The organism is Acinetobacter sp. CAU_H_S139_7, assembly GCF_058599305.1.
The window spans coordinates 1,792,332-1,805,695 of record NZ_CM178651.1 but is presented as its reverse complement, the minus strand read 5'-3'; the positions used below and the strand labels follow the sequence as shown (position 1 = coordinate 1,805,695).

The following is a 13,364-nucleotide window of genomic DNA, read 5'->3' as shown; positions in this document are numbered from 1 at the left end:
AAGCTTCGACTGTTTTTTATATCTTTATATTTCTATTTGACTACCGATCTCTACCACACGATTCGATGGAATCTGGTAAAAATCACTGATAGGACTAGTATTCTTATGCATACTCGAAAATATTTGTTCTCTCCATTTATCTAAGAGCTTATTCTGTTTAGAAATAATTCGTTCACGTGAAACGAAGAAGCTGATTTCCATTAGATTAAACTCAATATGATAAGCATCAAAAACAGCTTCAAGCTCTATAGGTAAATTGGGTTGTTCTTTAAAACCATAATTCAATTTAATCCGAAAGAAGTCTAGCTCTAACTGTTCAACAAGAAACCTATCATCCTTAGAAACATACGGTATATCTTGGACATCAACTGTAACCAATACATTTCGTTCATGCAGAATTTTATTGTGCTTTAAATTATGCAAAAGTGCATGGGGAACAACATTTGGTGTACCCGTGAGGAAGACGGCAGTTCCAGTAACTTTATTAACCGAATCATCTACATGTTGAATGAACATATCTAAAGGTAGTGTATCGCTCTGAAGTTTTGTCTGAAGCTCCCCCCTACCTCTCTTCCAGATCATCATTAATGTGAAAACAATAAGGGCAACCACTACAGGCATCCACCCACCAATAAAGAATTTTAATAGGTTTGAACTTAAGAGTACCAAATCAATTACAACGAATGGAACAATAAATAGAATAAGTTTCCAAGTCTTCCATTTCCAATAACTATAAGCTAAAAAACCAACCAGAAGAGTGTCACAGAACATAGTCACAGTAACAGCTAGACCATAGGCTCCTGCTAAATTGCTACTACTTTTAAACAATAGAACAACTGCAATAATAGAAATAAATAAAAGCCAATTTAAAAAAGGAATATAAATTTGGCCCATTTCTGATTCAGAAGTATGCTGTATCGTTAAACGAGGTAAATACCCTAACTGGATTGCTTGTTTTGCCATTGAAAATACACCACTGATTAATGCTTGTGATGCGATAACCGCGGCAGCAGTAGCAAGTACAATCATTGGATAGAGTAACAATGACGGAACTAATAAATAAAATGGATTAGAAATAGCAGTAGGATCTCGAAGTAATAGAGCACCTTGTCCTGCATAATTCAGAATTAAACAAGGCAGTACGATAAGGAACCAACCGAACCGAATTGGTGCAACACCAAAATGTCCCATGTCAGCATAAAGGGCCTCACCGCCTGTCACGGTCAATACCACAGCCCCCATCACAAAAAAAGAAATTAGCGGGTTAGTGAGGATAAAAGAAATTCCCCAATGCGGGCTCAAAAAGGCCAAAATTGAAGGGCTTTGAATAATACTCATCCCCCCTAATCCACCGATGGCTAAAAACCACAATAAAGTGATAGGACCGAAAAACTTCCCCATTATAGCCGTGCCATGCCTTTGTACTAAAAACAAAGCTGTTAAAATTCCGATACTGATAGGGACAATGTATTTTGCAAGTGTAGGTGTAGCAATAGACAAACCCTCAACCGCAGATAACACTGACATTGCAGGGGTGATGATTCCATCCCCAAAAAATAAAGATGCTCCAATAAATCCTAAAGTAGTAATAATTATTTTTGTTCTATTCGAGAGCCCCTTTTGACGAAGATTCAAAGCTAACAATGCCATGATTCCCCCCTCACCATTATTATCGGCTCGCATGATCACCATGACATATTTAAGCGAGACAATCAGGGTAATAGTCCAAAATATTAAAGAGAGAATTCCCAAAATATTAATTTCATTGATAGGCATACCATGTGTTGCATGGAAGCTTTCTTTTAACGCATAAAGTGGGCTCGTACCAATATCTCCAAAAACCACACCTAATGCAGCTAACGTTAATATGGGGACACCAGCCTTTTCGGCTACCTGATTTTGCATATAGTAAAATCACATGATAAAAATTGTATCGATACTAGCACTACAATAACAACATTTACTCTTTAGACTAAAAAACCATAATTTCCTCACTTATTATTGTTTTTACAATTAATTGTAAAATAAAGGAAAATTCAACTAATTATTACTTCTCTCTTTATATATTCTAGAACATCAGCCATTTGAATTAGCGTAGAAATAACTTCCCTCAAACAAAATATCTAAAAATGATGAACAGAATACCGACTTTCTTATTCGCAGCCCAGTCATTGCATGTTCATCCAAACAGAACCTCGATTGAATTAGCTTTATGACTCTCGTTAATGAAGCTGCGAGATGTAATGCTAACAGTGCTTTCAGGTAATAAGGTATTGAAATAAATTTTGAACAATTCATATAAATAAGTTTCTCGTAATAAAAATTAAGCAGGTTGTTTGACCTGCTTAATTTGAGTAAGTTATATAGCAACTTGAAACTGAGTTATTCGATTTATCTCTACGGAAACATGAACGATTTCTTCGTGTATAGAGAGCCCTTTTCTGACACTATCGGCTGTCAGCTTATTGCTATCAGAATCTAATGAAAGAATACAAGAAAATTTACCTTTTCCTACCTTCCAAACATGAATATCAGTAATAACAGCCTGCGCATCTAATTCTTCAATGACTTCAATAATTTCACCAACTACAGGATGTTCCATTTCAGCATCAAGTAAGGTTTTACCTGTTTCACGAATTAATCCCCAAGACCAGTGTGCGACCAAGATGGCACCTACAATACCCAATACAGCATCCAGAAAGTCCCAACCAAAAAACTTACCGGCAAACAATGCAATAATTGCCAATATAGAAGTCACTGCATCAGCCACAACATGTAAAAAAGCAGCCTTTTGATTTAAGTCATGATTATCATGATTGTGAGCATGGTCATGATGATGGTGGTCATGCTTATGACCGTGATGATGGTGATGACTACTGTCATGCAGCAACCATGCACATACGAAATTTACAATCAATCCAATTACAGCAATTGAAATTGCTTCATTGTAGTGAATATTAACTGGATTCATTAAACGCTCAACAGACTGAATCCCCATAAATACAGCAACGACCATCAATAGAATAGCGCTTGAGTAACCGGCTAAAATTTCAATTTTCCAAGTGCCAAAGCAAAAACGCTGATCTTGTGAATATTTCCGAGCCATTCTATACGCAAAATATGCTAAGCCTAACGCCAGCATATGTGAACTCATATGCCACCCATCTGCTAACAAAGCCATTGAATTAAAAAACCATCCCCCAAAAATTTCAAAGACCATCATCACGCCAGTTAAAATGGTTGCTATCAAAATTTTCTTTTGTGCTAAAGGATTCCCCTCATCAAATTGATGGGTATGGTTACTTTTTACATTACTTAAATATTGCATTTGAATGTGCCACAATAGATACTCCCCCACAGTATATATTTTTTATGAGTAAAAGCTATGTCTCACTTAAATCAAAACAAAAAAATCATGAACCGTATAAAACGGATACAAGGTCAAACCAATGCCATAGAGCAGAACTTATTATCTGAAAATATTTCTTGTATCGAAGTTCTACAACAAATTGCCGCCGTAAAAGGAGCAATAACAGGTTTAATGAATGAACTAATTGAGCTTCATCTTAGAGAGCATGTACTTAGTGATTTAGAAAAAATAAATGAAGAAGATTTGAATGACTTCTTAGCCCTAATTAAACGTTATACATAAAAAAGAGCACAGTTTGTTATATCACTTAAAAACTGTGCTCAACTCACTCTTTGTTAATGACAGTGATGATCACCTGTTTTGCTATTGGTATGGCAACCCTGTGAATTTGTACCGCCTGAATGGGCATTTACATTTGTCACTGTAAGTATCAATAAAGAAAAAAATAAAATTTTGCTCATAACACCCTCTTTAAATTAATATTCAAGATATAAAGAAGTTAAACTGTACATTATTTAAACAAAATGTTCAAAATTTACTTAAAAAATACCAAGATAAAGCAAATAAATAAAAATATATCTTAATAATTTTGCACAAATAACAATTGATAAAAATTTAATGAACTTCTCTTTTAATACACCACTGACTAAGGTAATAGGATCGCCAATGATCGGAACCCAACTTAGAAATAATATTGCTGATCCGTATTGCATATATAAATTTTGGGCTCGTAGTAATTTGCTTTCTGAAATAGGAAACCACTTTTTATTCTTTAAAAGTTCCAGTTTCATACCAAACCACCAATTTAGACAAGAACCAAGGACATTTCCCACTGTAGCTACTAGGATGAGTAAAACAATAGAATATTCACCGAGTACCAATAATCCTGCTAGATCAGATTCAGACTGTAAAGGAAGTAGCGTAGCCGCTCCAAAGGCACTCAAAAACAAGAATAGATAAGCAATCATCTATTTAGGCCATTTCTGATGATATTCATCAATCACATATTCATGTTCATGCCTTTTACCATGCTTGTGATTCACTAAGTGCTCATGATCCGCAGGTAAATCATCATGTGAATGAACTAAAATCAAGTCATCCTGTTTTGGCCAAATGAAAAAAGCAAAAGACATTGCGATTAAAGCTATGATTGCCATAGGGACAAAAGTAAATAATGTTCCCACATTAGTACTTAACCATCCTACCAATGGATAAGTAATCAGCCAACAAGCATGAGAAAATGCAAATTGGGCAGCGAACAATGAAGTCCTATTTTCACTCGATGCAGATTTACGAATTAAACGACCTGTAGGCGTTTGTGATACAGAATATCCTGTCCCTAAAATAAACCACAAAACTAAAAGCCCTCTATAAGAAGATATTAAATATCCGCAGAACAGGCCAGCTACCAAAATTGCCGTACCAGTTAACATGACAGAGCGATCATTTAACTTTTCTAAGACTATAGGCAATATGAAGGCTGCCAACATTGAACCCAAACCAAATAAACCAAATGCCCATGTCGTCGCTTTTTCCGTCAAGCCAAAGGTCGTTTGAACAAGAACGACTGTATTTACGATAACGACTGCACTGGCTGATGCAATTGCCAGATTTAGTGCCAAAAGTGCTTTTAGACGCGGTGTATTAAAATAAATTTTTGTCCCTTGCTTTATACGGCTGTAGATACCTTTAAACTCAGGTACTTTAGCAATAGGTAGTTTTGCACTGACAACAAATAGAGCTGAGCCAATAAAACCAATTACTGTTCCTAAAAACAAATTGTGATAGCTAATATAGGTCAGAAGAAATCCAGCCAACATTGGGCTAATGATATTTTCTAAATCATAGGCTAAACGTGAAAGTGACAACGCATTTGTATATTCTTTTTCTTCAGGCAATACGTCAGGAATCATGGCTTGAAATGTTGGTGTAAAGGCAGCAGATGCAGATTGTAAAATAAAAATTAAGACATAAATTTGCCAAATCTGAGTGACAAAAGGCAGACATAATGCTGTTAAAGCACGAATGATATCTAAAACTACTAAAACTTTTTTACGTGGTAGTCGTTCCGCAAATGCTGAAGCAATAGGTGCAACACCAATATATGCAATCATTTTGATTGCCAGCGCTATCCCAAGTACCTGAGCTGCTTCACCCTTGGCAATATCATATGCCTGCAAAGCTAACGCAATCGTAATGAGTCCCGTACCAATCAAAGCAATGACTTGAGCTAAGAACAAATGCCTATATGTTGTATTTTTTAATACTTCTAGCATTTTAGGGACTCCTTTATTTAGAACCTAATTGTTATGCAGAACAGGTTCCAAATGAGGTCTAAACCTCATCTGGAATTTTAAAAATTAAAAGACTTTTTTCATTTCACTAAATTGACCTTCTACATTTAGAGTCACAGTGATTGTATTTTCAGTACGATTGCGCCAGAACCAGCCATGCTTACCATCGAATGCAGCAGTTAATGTTCCCTGTTGAGCGGTTTCATTTTTCCCTTTACCATAGCCATGATAGAAACCTTTTGGTGCATTTACAGCATCACCATGTGTGTCGTAGTTTAAGCCACCACCTGAAGACTTCCAATCAAAGGCTACACTCGCATCTTTAGGCATACTTAGCTTCACTTCCGTTGCCTGATTTGGTTTTAACTCAAGTGAAATTGTTTCTTTGGCAATTGGAGGCATCGGCATTTTTGAAGATGAACCCAATGGTAATGCACTACTTAAATTTTCAGTTTCCTGTTTAACTTGATTTGGAATTGAAGCCACTTGAGCTTCTCCTATCCCATTTTCTGATTCTTCCGCTAAGGATTGTTTGATCTCACCCATTTTGCTTAATCCAAGTACTTTACCAATCCCTGTAGGGTCAATCGCATACTCAGCAGGCATCACACAGGTCACTAAAACAACGATAGCACTTACAGCTGCAATAGCCGTTGATTTAAGTAGTTTTTTTGAAGATGGTAGTTCAACATCTTTTGGAATTTCAGCGTTATACATAATTTAGATCCTTATTGAATAATGAAGCCGGTAAGTTGATAGCCAACAAGTAAAAAACCAAAGAACATTAAAAAGACATTACTTTGATATGCTGTTTTGAAGAAATAAGGCGTTTTTCTCCACATCGTCATCAGCAATAAAATGATAGCTAATGCCATGAATTGCCCTAATTCGACACCAATGTTGAATGAGATCAAATTCGCAAGCAGACCATCATCTGGCACTTCATATTCTTGAATTTTCACAGCTAAACCAAAACCATGAATCAAACCAAAAATCAGTGTGGCAATTTTTGTATTGGGCTGAAAACCGAACCAACGTTGATAAGCACCTAAATTATCTAAAGCTTTATAAACAATAGAAAAACCAATGATTGCATCAATAATGTAGGCATTCATTGAAATGTTGTAATACACACCTATGAGCATGGTAATTGAATGACCAATGGCAAATAAGCTGACATATAAACCAATATCTTTCATACGGTATAAGAAGAAAATAATACCAACGAGAAATAATAAATGGTCATATCCAGTGACCATGTGTTTGGCCCCCAAATAAATGAATGGAATCACATGGACACCATAAATTTCTTGAATATAGCCCTTATCACCTTCTGCTACGCCATGTGCAAAAAGTGCAGGACTAACAAGTAATATACTTAGAGCAATAAAGAGCTTTAAGTAGTTTTTTAACTTCACAAAATGTGAATCAATAATTTGCATATAAATCAAACTCCAAAATAAATAATGAATTGAGAACTCATTGAAGTTTTTGGTGGTTTGAAAATACGGCTTGCCATTAAAAAAATATAATTTTTAGTTCGGTCAAAAATCCGAATACTTAACAGAAGTAAAATGACTGCAATTGCTTTGATAGCTTCATAGCCAACAAAATGTTCATAAAGATTATCTTGATGACTATGTGAATACTGCTGATTTACTTCATGATGGTGAGAGTGAATTGCATCCACATAGTCATGCTCTTGAAGACTTATTTCAGTCACATGCTCATTAAAATGCAGGCATAGTGCAAGACTGATGATGCAGGCTAGCCACACCCTCAAAAATTTAAACTTTTTATCTCGCATCATGCTAGTCATCAAAAGTTCTTCTAGGCTTCTTGCTGTTCAGCAAAATCTTCTGATTTCTTTCGACGTTTTTGGTTAAACCAAATATAAAGTGTCGGCAAGATAATCAAAGTCAGCAACGTAGAGGAAATGATTCCACCAATCACCACGGTTGCAATAGGTCGTTGTACTTCAGAACCAATCCCGACATTAAATGCCATTGGAATGAAACCTAAAGAGGCAACCAATGCTGTGATGAGTACAGGTCTAAGTCGTTCTAGTGCACCATGCTTTACTGCTTCAACAAGCTCTTCTCCTTGGCTTGTTAAGCGCTGAATCGCAGATACAAGGACTAAGCCATTCAATACAGCTACACCTGATAGTGCAATAAAGCCAACCGCAGCAGATATTGAAAATGGTATGTCTCTCAAAGCTAATGCGATTACACCGCCTGTTAAAGCAAAAGGAACGCCTGTAAATACCAACACACTATTTCTAAAATTACCGAGTGCCATATAGATCATGGCAAAAATTAGAATCAAAGCAATTGGAACTACAATTAAGAGCCTATTTGTAGCAGACTCCATTTGCTCAAATGTACCGCCCCAAGTGAGCCAATAGCCTTCAGGTAATTGAAATTCGGAATCTAACTTTGACTGAGCTTCCGCGATGTAACTTCCAATATCTGTACCGCGTACATTCGCTGTGATTACAATTCGACGTTTACCATTCTCACGAGAAATCTGGTTTGGACCTTGAATATTCTTCAACTCAATTAATTCTGACATCAGTACACTTGAGCCATCAGGTAAGTTGAAAGGAATTTGATAGATTTTTTCTAAGTCAGTAACTGAGTTTTGATCCATACGAACCACAATATCGAACTTACGGTCACCCTCAAAAACCTTACCTGCTGTTTGTCCTGTAATAAGGCTTGAAACCTGCTCCTGTACATCTTCAGCGTCTAAACCGTAGTTGGCGATCATGTCTTTTTTGAGTTCAACGGATACCATGGGTAAACCAGACATCTGTTCAACTTTCAAATCAGCCGTGCCATTTACCCCTTCCAACACATCCGAAACACGATTACCTAATTCCAATAGCTGCTCTAAATCATCCCCATAGATTTTGACCGCAACATCAGTACGAACACCTGAAATAAGCTCATTGAAACGCATTTGAATTGGCTGAGTAAACTCGTAGTTATTTCCATACACACCTTTAGAAACACGCTCAATTTCAGCAACGACAGCAGATTTTTCCTTATCAGGATTCGGCCATTCGTTACGTGGTTTTAACATGATGAAGTTATCTGCCACATTAGGTGGAACAGGGTCGGTTGCAATTTCCGCAGTACCTACTTTGGCAAAGATGGTTTGAACTTCAGGAATCTTTTTAATTTCTTTCTCAAGTGCATATTGCATTTCTATTGCTTGAGTCAGAGATGTACCCGGAATACGAAGAGCATGTAGTGCAACATCACCTTCATCCAAGGATGGGATAAATTCAGAGCCTAAACGTGTTGAAAGGCTTGCACTAAATACAAAAAACACCGCAACAAATACAACTAATAAGTAGCGATGATTAAGCGACCAATCTAAAACTGGGTTATAAAGCTTTTTAATAAAATGAATAATTTTAGATTCTTCATCTTTGATTTTACCTGCGGTAACTAGAGCAACCATTGCTGGTACAAATGTTACCGACAGGATCATTGCTGCAACCAATGCCATCACCACTGTTGCAGCCATAGGGGTAAACATTTTGCCTTCAACACCTGTTAAGGTCATTACTGGCAAATACACCAAAATAATAATAAGTTGACCATACAGAATGGCTTTTCTTGATTCTTTAGTCGCTTCAAAAACAGTCGTAAAACGCTCTTGTCTCGTCAGTATTCGTCCCAGCTGTTTTTGCTTCATAGCTAATTTAGCAAGTGAAGCTTCCACAATAACAACCGCACCATCAACAATAATCCCGAAGTCTAAAGCCCCCAAGCTCATCAAGTTTGCACTGATTTTCTGATTCACCATACCTGTAATGGTCATGAGCATAGATAAAGGAATAACCATCGCTGTAATAAGCGCAGCACGGAAATGCCCAAGAAAAACAAACAAAACAACAATGACAAGAATGGCCCCTTCTAGTAAATTCTTTTTCACTGTTTCAATGGTGGCATCAACCAATGTAGTACGGTTATACACAGCTTTCGCTTCAACGCCTTCAGGTAGAGACTTTTGAACTTGCTGTAATTTTTGATCTACTGCATGTGCAACATTTCGAGAGTTTTCACCAATCAACATAAAGGCTGTACCAAGAACAATTTCCTGACCATCCTTGGTTGCTGCTCCTGTACGCAGCTCGTGACCTATTGAAATTTTAGCAACATCTTTAAGTCGTAAAATATAACCACTACTTGTGGTGATCGGAATATTCTGAATTTGCTCAATAGAGCTAATTTGAGAATCAGAACGAATTAAATACTGTTCGCCATTCTTCTCAATATAACCTGAACCTTTATTCATGCTGTTCTTTGAAATGGCATCCAAAACATCTTGTTGATCTAGTCCAATGCTGCGCAAGTAAGCATAGTCAGGCTGTACAACAAACTGCTTTAAATATCCACCAATTGTATTGATTTCATTTACACCTTCAACATTCCGCAACTGGGGCTTAATGACCCAATCTTGTAATGTCCGGAGATCAGTCGGTGAAAGTGGGTTCTGATTATTTTTCGCATTTTCCACCGTGTACATAAAGATTTCGCCAAGACCTGTAGAAACAGGTCCCATTGAAGTCGATATTCCACTCGGAAGGTTTGGAGTAACACCTTGAAGTTTCTCATTGACAATTTGACGAGCAAAATAAATGTCCGTGCCTTCCTTGAAAATAGCTGTGACCTGAGACAAACCATATCTTGATACAGAACGTGTGTAGTCTAGATTTGGAATCCCTGCCAAAGCCGTTTCAATTGGGTAAGTGACCTGTGACTCCATCTCCAGTGGAGATAGACCCTGTGCTTCACTGTTAATTTGAACTTGTACGTTAGTAATGTCGGGTACAGCATCGATGGGCAGTTTAAAATAGTTATAAACGCCAAATGCTCCGACAAATAAGAAGATGATGAGTACCAGCCAACGATTCTTAATCGAGAGTTTTACAATTTGATCAAACATAATCGCTACCCCTTAGTGATCATGAGTAGCGCCAGATTTACCTAGCTCTGCTTTCAGTAAATATGAGTTACCTGCTGCATAAACTTGTCCTGCTTTCAGGCCAGATTTAACCTCAACGTAACCATTAAATTTATCGCCTAACTCTAGAGGACGTGCTTCAAAGTCATTACCCACTCGAATAAATACGACATCCCAATCACGGAAGGTCTGTAAGGCATCTTCACGGACAACCATCTGCTTCATCGTTTGCTTTTCAAATATTTGAGCCGTAATTAACTGCCCTGAGCGCCATTTGAATTGGTTCGAGATTTCAATAAAGACTTGTGCAGTTCGTGTTTTCGGATCAATCACATCACTGATGTATTTGATACGCCCTAAAGCTTCCTCTGTGCCTGTTTGAGTTTGAGGCTTAACAGTTACTTTATTGTCTGGATTGATCTCATTTAGTTTGTCAGCAGGAACATTGACTATGGCTAACAACTGTGAGGTATTGGCTATTTTGAATAGCGGTGATGCAGGAGTAACATTGGAACCAACAGCACCAAGTACCTGTAGAATCGTACCCGACATTGCCGCTCTGACTTCAATCGTACCATTACCAGAACCACCATATGAACGGATTAAGCTGTTCAGCTCATTGGCACGAATTTGCGCATCTTCAAACTCGCGTTGAGCGTTAATATAATCAATTTCAGGTGAAACTCTTTTTTGGAATAATGTACGTTCTTGTTCCATCTTTTTGCGAGAAAATTGCAATGTATCCATCGCTATAGAACGCTCAGCATTTAAACGGATGAGGTCTTGGCTTTGTACTGTCGCTAAAAGATCACCTTGACTCACTTTGTCACCAATCGTGCTATACGTTTTAACTAAAGTCCCACTCGCTTTTGGTGTGATAAAACTTTCAAAATTATCAGGGAACTTAAGCTCACCTTTGAGTTCCAGTGCATTTTCAAACATCATTGGTTCAACTTTAAGAAGTTCCAAACCACTGCTTTTGATACTGCTATCAAGCATGGTGACACGGCCTTCTTTGGTATCCCACTTCCAACTATGTTTTTTACCTTGATAATCAACATTAATGACCATCAAGAATGAATGTGGTTCATAAACAATTTCATTACCAATTAGGTAATCACTTTCAGGCTTAAAAGTAATAGTTTGTTCTGCATCTAAACGCTTAATAAAGATATTGGCATTAATTTCATTTGGTTTTAATGGTTTATCTTGGAAATAGCCATACACTCGTAAGTGTGGCTCAACTCCTTCTTCAAAGATTTTTACTTCGGCTGAAAAATCGCCATCACGATATAAACGCCCCCCATGTGGACCTTTCTCATCACCAGCGACTGCAACTTTCTCTTCAGTCGCTTCCCCATGTGCTGATGAAGTTTGTGATTTATTGCTTGTTTTATACCAAGCCAATGCACACAGTACGATCAGTAAAGCTATTGCACCTGTAGCCACAATTTTATTTGTTGGTTTGTTCATCATCATTCACCCTTATTCTTGATTTAAATTGGTTACATAATTTCGTTCAACTTCTGCAATTTGATTTTGCAAAGCCAACCACAAATCAAAACGGGCAAGATGTTTATCCAACCATATCTGTTTAATGCTGTTAAATTCCAACAATGAAATTTTCCCTGCTTGATAAGCCATTTCAGCGATACGTAAACTTTCTTTGGTCGCAGGTAAAACGGTTTGATCAAATTGTTTAATTGAATCAATCAAGTTAGAGATTTCTATAGCTTTATTTTCTAGATCAATTTTAGAATTACGCGTGATCAATTCAGAAAGTGCTTCAGCATTTGTTTGTTCTGCTTGGGCAAGTGCAATGTTTCCCTTATTACGGTTGAAAACCGATAATGGAATAGAGGTTGATACCAAAAATACTTTATCACTGGTTTCTTGATAGTTACGTACACCCACCCCAAATGTGATGTCTGGTACAGCCTCTTTTTTCGCGAGATCAAATTGCGTTTGGGCTAATTGCTTTTTAATCGATGCTTCTTGCTCAGATAAACTGACTCTATCTGAAAAATTAATACTCAAAGGAACTTCAATTGCAGCTTCAGGAAGTGCAGTGACAAATTTTCCACAGAGATTTTTTTGGAATTGAACTTTTTTAAGTTCATTTTGGTGACGTAATTTAGCCTCAGAGGATAAAGCTGAACTCAGTTGCACATCTGATGGAATCACCCGTCCAAATTTTAATTTCTCATTTAATACATTCGCTTGGCGTGCATTCAATTTACTTTCAGTGGAATAAATCTCTGCACGTTTTGACGCTATATACCAATTTGACATACATAAACGTAAATCGGCTTTTAGTTCAGCTTGGCGTTTAACAATTTCAAATTGATTACTATTGCCCTGAAAACCCGCCAATTGTTTACGTAAAGCAAGTTTATTATTGAGAGGAATGTCCTGCGATAGACCAATCATTGTTGTTGGTCCATCTAGTTGTTTCAAATCCGAATTACCAAGATTATCTAATTCAACATTAAACGTTGGATTAGACAATCTACCTGCATATTTTTGATTAATTTCATATGCTTGCTGAGACTTTTGTAAACTCTTCAAAATTGAATCGTTTAAAATTACCTGTTGTTGTAGCTGTGCGTAATTAGATTCTGCAAATAATTGAGTCGCTGTTGCTACTAAACCACAGGCAAGGAATATCTGATATTTTTTAGACATGACTTTACCTATACAAAAAAAATGGAAATTATTTT

At 37.0% G+C, this 13,364-nt stretch carries 12 protein-coding genes; 1 reads left to right on the top strand and 11 read right to left on the bottom strand.

Translation table 11 applies throughout. The features are described from left to right. Positions 1-24: 24 nt before the first annotated feature. Entirely contained in the window at positions 25-1,905 is a 1,881-nt protein-coding gene (locus tag AC4MC0_RS08825) for a potassium transporter Kup (protein WP_058951986.1), read from the bottom strand. Between the two features lie 454 nt (positions 1,906-2,359). Then, positions 2,360-3,328, bottom strand: a complete 969-nt coding sequence (gene dmeF / locus AC4MC0_RS08820) for a CDF family Co(II)/Ni(II) efflux transporter DmeF (protein ID WP_126036490.1) — start codon at positions 3,326-3,328, stop codon at positions 2,360-2,362. A 57-nt stretch (positions 3,329-3,385) separates the two neighbouring features. Here dmeF and AC4MC0_RS08815 point away from each other — a divergent pair, with 57 nt between their 5' ends. After that, a complete protein-coding gene (locus AC4MC0_RS08815) occupies positions 3,386-3,652 on the top strand; it encodes a metal/formaldehyde-sensitive transcriptional repressor (protein ID WP_005399450.1) in 267 nt (88 codons plus the stop codon). A gap of 53 nt (positions 3,653-3,705) precedes the next feature. On the opposite strand, the gene AC4MC0_RS08810 is transcribed toward AC4MC0_RS08815, so the two are convergent. From AC4MC0_RS08810 to AC4MC0_RS08770, 9 genes are all read right to left on the bottom strand, one after another. Further along, complete coding sequence (locus AC4MC0_RS08810) at positions 3,706-3,831, bottom strand: YHYH domain-containing protein (protein ID WP_101598941.1); 126 nt, start codon at positions 3,829-3,831, stop codon at positions 3,706-3,708. A gap of 78 nt (positions 3,832-3,909) precedes the next feature. Next, complete coding sequence (locus tag AC4MC0_RS08805) at positions 3,910-4,338, bottom strand: YqaA family protein (protein ID WP_491887496.1); 429 nt, start codon at positions 4,336-4,338, stop codon at positions 3,910-3,912. After that, the gene (locus AC4MC0_RS08800) at positions 4,339-5,646 is read right to left on the bottom strand and encodes an MFS transporter (protein ID WP_005399452.1); all 1,308 of its coding nucleotides are present in this window, start codon (positions 5,644-5,646) and stop codon (positions 4,339-4,341) included. It abuts the gene before it with no gap. Positions 5,647-5,730: 84 nt separating this feature from the next. After that, positions 5,731-6,381, bottom strand: coding sequence for a hypothetical protein (locus tag AC4MC0_RS08795; RefSeq protein ID WP_005399453.1), 651 nt, complete (start codon positions 6,379-6,381; stop codon positions 5,731-5,733). A gap of 11 nt (positions 6,382-6,392) precedes the next feature. Beyond that, positions 6,393-7,106, bottom strand: coding sequence for a HupE/UreJ family protein (locus tag AC4MC0_RS08790; RefSeq protein ID WP_039889605.1), 714 nt, complete (start codon positions 7,104-7,106; stop codon positions 6,393-6,395). Positions 7,107-7,111: 5 nt separating this feature from the next. Beyond that, on the bottom strand, positions 7,112-7,483 hold the full coding sequence (locus AC4MC0_RS08785) for a hypothetical protein (protein WP_005399455.1): 372 nt from the start codon (positions 7,481-7,483) through the stop codon (positions 7,112-7,114). An 11-nt stretch (positions 7,484-7,494) separates the two neighbouring features. Further along, entirely contained in the window at positions 7,495-10,626 is a 3,132-nt protein-coding gene (locus AC4MC0_RS08780; protein ID WP_236770484.1) for an efflux RND transporter permease subunit, read from the bottom strand. A 12-nt stretch (positions 10,627-10,638) separates the two neighbouring features. Next, positions 10,639-12,117, bottom strand: a complete 1,479-nt coding sequence (locus AC4MC0_RS08775) for an efflux RND transporter periplasmic adaptor subunit (protein WP_491887495.1) — start codon at positions 12,115-12,117, stop codon at positions 10,639-10,641. A gap of 12 nt (positions 12,118-12,129) precedes the next feature. Next, positions 12,130-13,329: a TolC family protein gene (locus tag AC4MC0_RS08770; protein ID WP_005399458.1), complete on the bottom strand. Its 1,200-nt coding sequence runs from the start codon at positions 13,327-13,329 to the stop codon at positions 12,130-12,132. Positions 13,330-13,364: the final 35 nt, after the last annotated feature.

Excerpts from the sequence above, each read along its gene's own strand:
- AC4MC0_RS08825 (WP_058951986.1), bottom strand. The coding sequence starts at position 1,905 with ATGCAAAATCAGGTAGCCGAAAAGGCTGGTGTCCCCATATTAACGTTA.
- dmeF (WP_126036490.1), bottom strand. The coding sequence starts at position 3,328 with ATGCAATATTTAAGTAATGTAAAAAGTAACCATACCCATCAATTTGAT.
- AC4MC0_RS08815 (WP_005399450.1), top strand. The coding sequence starts at position 3,386 with ATGTCTCACTTAAATCAAAACAAAAAAATCATGAACCGTATAAAACGG.
- AC4MC0_RS08810 (WP_101598941.1), bottom strand. The coding sequence starts at position 3,831 with ATGAGCAAAATTTTATTTTTTTCTTTATTGATACTTACAGTGACAAAT.
- AC4MC0_RS08805 (WP_491887496.1), bottom strand. The coding sequence starts at position 4,338 with ATGATTGCTTATCTATTCTTGTTTTTGAGTGCCTTTGGAGCGGCTACG.
- AC4MC0_RS08800 (WP_005399452.1), bottom strand. The coding sequence starts at position 5,646 with ATGCTAGAAGTATTAAAAAATACAACATATAGGCATTTGTTCTTAGCT.
- AC4MC0_RS08795 (WP_005399453.1), bottom strand. The coding sequence starts at position 6,381 with ATGTATAACGCTGAAATTCCAAAAGATGTTGAACTACCATCTTCAAAA.
- AC4MC0_RS08790 (WP_039889605.1), bottom strand. The coding sequence starts at position 7,106 with ATGCAAATTATTGATTCACATTTTGTGAAGTTAAAAAACTACTTAAAG.
- AC4MC0_RS08785 (WP_005399455.1), bottom strand. The coding sequence starts at position 7,483 with ATGACTAGCATGATGCGAGATAAAAAGTTTAAATTTTTGAGGGTGTGG.
- AC4MC0_RS08780 (WP_236770484.1), bottom strand. The coding sequence starts at position 10,626 with ATGTTTGATCAAATTGTAAAACTCTCGATTAAGAATCGTTGGCTGGTA.
- AC4MC0_RS08775 (WP_491887495.1), bottom strand. The coding sequence starts at position 12,117 with ATGAACAAACCAACAAATAAAATTGTGGCTACAGGTGCAATAGCTTTA.
- AC4MC0_RS08770 (WP_005399458.1), bottom strand. The coding sequence starts at position 13,329 with ATGTCTAAAAAATATCAGATATTCCTTGCCTGTGGTTTAGTAGCAACA.